Annotated in this window: 3 protein-coding genes and 1 pseudogene; 3 read left to right on the plus strand and 1 reads right to left on the minus strand. The window is 62.5% G+C overall.

The genetic code is table 11. The annotated features are described in order from the left end of the window. From EOA38_RS34600 to EOA38_RS34610, 3 genes and pseudogenes are all read left to right on the plus strand, one after another. A partial coding sequence (locus EOA38_RS34600) for a phosphotransferase (RefSeq protein WP_145966225.1) occupies positions 1 to 565 on the plus strand: 565 nt, incomplete at its 5' end. Continuing rightward, positions 562 to 1,080, plus strand: coding sequence for a ribonuclease HI (gene rnhA, locus EOA38_RS34605; protein ID WP_126095227.1), 519 nt, complete (start codon positions 562 to 564; stop codon positions 1,078 to 1,080). The genes EOA38_RS34600 and rnhA, both read left to right, overlap by 4 nt. Before the next feature lie 145 nt (positions 1,081 to 1,225). After that, positions 1,226 to 1,806 (plus strand): annotated as a pseudogene (locus tag EOA38_RS34610) (histidine phosphatase family protein). A gap of 5 nt (positions 1,807 to 1,811) precedes the next feature. On the opposite strand, the gene EOA38_RS34615 reads toward EOA38_RS34610, so the two are convergent. Beyond that, on the minus strand, positions 1,812 to 2,134 hold a 323-nt coding region (locus EOA38_RS34615), incomplete at its 5' end, for a DUF2938 family protein (protein ID WP_127301334.1).

Here is a 2,134-nt window from a genome sequence, read left to right on the forward strand (position 1 = left end):
GAATTTTCCGATGAAGCGGCCGAACGCGCTTGCCATCGACGGCTGGCGCAAGCTCTGGGCCGCGTCGCGCGCCCGCGCCGACGAGGTCGAGCCGGGGCTGGCGGCCGAGGTCGATGCCGACTTCCTCGATTTCGAGCGCAACTGGCCGAAAGACCTGCCGCAAGGCATCATCCATGCCGATCTGTTCCCGGACAATGTCTTCTTCCTTGGCGAGAAGCTGTCCGGCCTGATCGACTTCTATTTCGCCTGCGACGACCTTTACGCCTATGACGTCGCCACCTGCCTCAACGCCTGGTGCTTCGAAAAGGATTTCTCCTTCAACCTCACCAAGGGCACCGCACTCCTTGCCGGCTACCAGTCGGTGCGGCCGCTTGAGGCGGAGGAAAAAGCGGCGCTGCCGATGCTGGCGCGCGGCTCGGCGCTGCGCTTCATGCTGACCAGGCTCTATGACTGGCTGACCGTTCCCGATGGCGGCCTGGTGATGAAACGCGATCCGACCGAATATATCCGCCGCATGCGTTTCCACCGCGCGATCAAGTCTCCATCCGAATACGGACTGACATGAACAAGGAAGTCGAGATCTTCACCGATGGCGCCTGCTCCGGCAATCCCGGGCCTGGCGGCTGGGGCGCCGTGCTGCGCTACAACGGTGTCACCAAGGAGCTGTCGGGCGGCGAGGCCGAGACCACCAACAACCGCATGGAACTGCTTGCCGCCATCACGGCGCTCAACGCGCTGAAGGAGCCCTGCGCGGTCGACCTCTACACCGACAGCAAATACGTCATGGACGGCATCTCCAAATGGATCCATGGCTGGAAGAAGAACGGCTGGAAGACCGGCGACAAGAAGCCGGTCAAGAATGGCGAGCTCTGGCAGGCGCTCGACGAGGCCAACAGGCGCCACAAGGTCACCTGGCACTGGGTGAAGGGCCATGCCGGCCATCCGGAAAACGAGCGCGCCGACGAACTGGCGAGGCAAGGCATGGCGCCGTTCAAGAAAGGGCCGGTCAAACCTGTTGCTGCTTCGCAGCCAAAACAGCCGTCGGTCGCCAAGGCGCGGCGCTCGACCCAGAGCTATTGATCTCCGCTAGAGAACAATTCCAGGAAAAGTGTGAAACGGTTTTCCGTCCGGAATTGCGTCAAAACAAAGAGATAGAATGGTTCTGCGTTCCGTGAAACGCGGAACCGTTCTAGCGGGCCATCTCTCTGACCGGAGGAGTTCCGTCGTGCCGATCGCCTACTACATCACGCATCCCCAGGTTCAGGTCGACGCCAGCATTCCGGTGCCGGAGTGGGGGTTGTCCGATATCGGCAGAGCGAGAGCATCGGCAATGCTCGATCAGCCCTGGGTCGGATCGATCCGGCGTATCGTGTCGTCGGGTGAACGCAAGGCAATCGAAACCGCCGAAATCTTGGCAAGACATCTCCGTCTGGCCGTCGAAGTGAGGGAACGCATGCACGAGAATGACCGGTCGGCAACCGGCTTCCTGCCCCCAACAGAATTCGAAGCGGTCGCTGACCGATTTTCGCGAACCCGCATGAAAGCATCCGCGGATGGGAGCGAGCTGTCGATGCGCAAAGTCGTATTGTGAGCGAAGTCGAGGCGGCGCTCGCAACCAATGACGGCAACGACATCGCTTTCATCGGCCATGGAGGCGTGGGAACGCTCTTGCTGCTCCATCTCGCCGGACGTGAGATCAGCCGCGAAGCGGATCAACCGGCGGGCGGCGGCAACTATTTCGCCTACGATATCGGCGCGCGACGGATCATCCACGGATGGTTACCGATCGACAGGCCGTCGCTTTGACCCGCCTAGCGGATCGCCAGCGCCGTCGAGAACATGCCGAGCGCGAACACCGTGTGCGAGACGAGGTTGAGCGCGCGCACCAGCATCGGATTGGGCAGTTTGGACGCCGCCCATCCGGCGCCCATGCCGGGCGCCAAAAGGAACCAGCCGGCGCCGACGGTGACGATGCCGAGGATGAAGGCCGGCAGGAAGGTCGGCGCCGCCAGCCAGCCGGCTCCCGCGAGCACCACCAGGATCACGCCATAGAGGATGCCGACGAGATAATGGAACGCCCAGCCCAGCGCCTTTTCATGCGCAAAGGGCGCGGCCTTGCCGATGTCGTCGTGGA

The sequence above is a fragment of the Mesorhizobium sp. M1E.F.Ca.ET.041.01.1.1 genome, from assembly GCF_003997355.1.
Lineage (GTDB): Bacteria > Pseudomonadota > Alphaproteobacteria > Rhizobiales > Rhizobiaceae > Mesorhizobium.

Bases quoted from the DNA above. Each gene is read 5' to 3' on its own strand.
- rnhA (WP_126095227.1), top strand. From the start codon at position 562: ATGAACAAGGAAGTCGAGATCTTCACCGATGGCGCCTGCTCCGGCAAT.